The sequence below is a fragment of the Paenibacillus gorillae genome, from assembly GCF_000513275.1.
GTDB classification, from domain to species: domain Bacteria; phylum Bacillota; class Bacilli; order Paenibacillales; family Paenibacillaceae; genus Pristimantibacillus; species Pristimantibacillus gorillae.
In genome coordinates, this window is sequence record NZ_CBVJ010000009.1 from 1 (window position 1) to 1387 (window position 1387).

General features: G+C 32.7%; 1 protein-coding gene. It reads left to right on the forward strand.

The genetic code is table 11. The annotated features are described in order from the left end of the window. The first annotated feature begins 570 nt into the window (after nucleotides 1-570). Nucleotides 571-1209, forward strand: a complete 639-nt coding sequence (locus tag TY10_RS00370) for a hypothetical protein (protein ID WP_155985637.1) — start codon at nucleotides 571-573, stop codon at nucleotides 1207-1209. Nucleotides 1210-1387 lie beyond the last annotated feature (178 nt).

Below are 1387 nucleotides of genomic sequence, written 5' to 3' on the forward strand. Positions count from 1 at the left end.
GGTTACACCAAATGATTTTAAAGAGCATGCCCAGTTCGAGGTTGTGTATGAAGGTATGTTATACGATTATCATCTCGTAGACAAAGAGAAGCTTGGTCCAGTTCCGCCGCATCCGCTGTATATGGCATTGCGTACAAGCTTGAGTAAACTAACAGTGTAAGCGGTAAAAAAGCTGACTCTCCCTATTTTCTTAAAAAAGTTATATAGAGTTTATCCTAAATATAGATTCTTTAAGTAATTTTCATAATCCTAACTTGGTTTTATCTGGGCTGTTCATTGATATGGCATAAAGGTATTTTGAAATATTTCGAAGCGTCTTCATTGAACTACAGAATTAAATACACGTTTTGAAGTTTCAATACTGTTATGGGTGATTGGGAAAATAAAAGAGAGATTATGAACATCGTAACGCCCCTAACAAACTTACAATTACTTAAATATCAAGCTTAAAATGATATGAATTGGTTGTAACTTTCATATGCATTTTTTAAAAAAATTCTGTTAGGGAGAGAACTCTGATGATCTCTAGGAGAAATAAAGTAATTATAACTGGTGTTTTCAGTTTTTCTGTTGTTAGCTATGGTTGTCATCATAAATTTCAGTTTTAAGGGTACACCTTGGGGGAAAGCGAATTTTACAAAGAGGACACAGCAGTACCTTTCTCAAATAAACTATGATCTTCCCAATGAATATGATCTATCGACTATTCGCAGTTTTAAAACAGGTAAATATAAGTCGGTTATCACACTCCCTAATGGAATATATTTTCAAGTTCTAGAGGACTATAGTGATCAATTATTTGATAACTACTATACTGCAAAAGTTGAATCCACTGTATCTAATGAAGCTTCAAAAGTCATCAAGAGCATCTTTGAAGATGATTCTCGGGTCAATTTGGATATGGGAGGCGGATATGGTATTAATAAAAAACTCACAGAGACTAGTTCTTATACAAATTTAAGTGAGGATGTAAAAATGCATGCCACCCTTTATATTACATTAGTAAATAGCTACACGTTACTGGATGAAAATATTTTTAATGAAAAATGCTCTAAATTATTCGAATGGATAACAACAAATAATTATGACTCAAATGTATTTATTTCTTTTAATGATGGATATGTTATAAACATTGATTACAATGAACTTCGAGTGTTAAAAGATGAAGATGTTTTGAGGCGTGCAGTTAAATTGAAACACAGAGAGTAACTAGTTTCGAATATTTCGATCGGCACGTCTTGAAAGAACTTAACCCCTTGAGTTAGGGATAATAATCTCTGTGAATTCTTGTCTGATTTTAGACTGCTGAGGTTCTATAATTTTAAGAGGCTTTACTTTTTTGATGACAATAGGGTGATAATGCGTTATGTAATAGAGAGATAGGAAA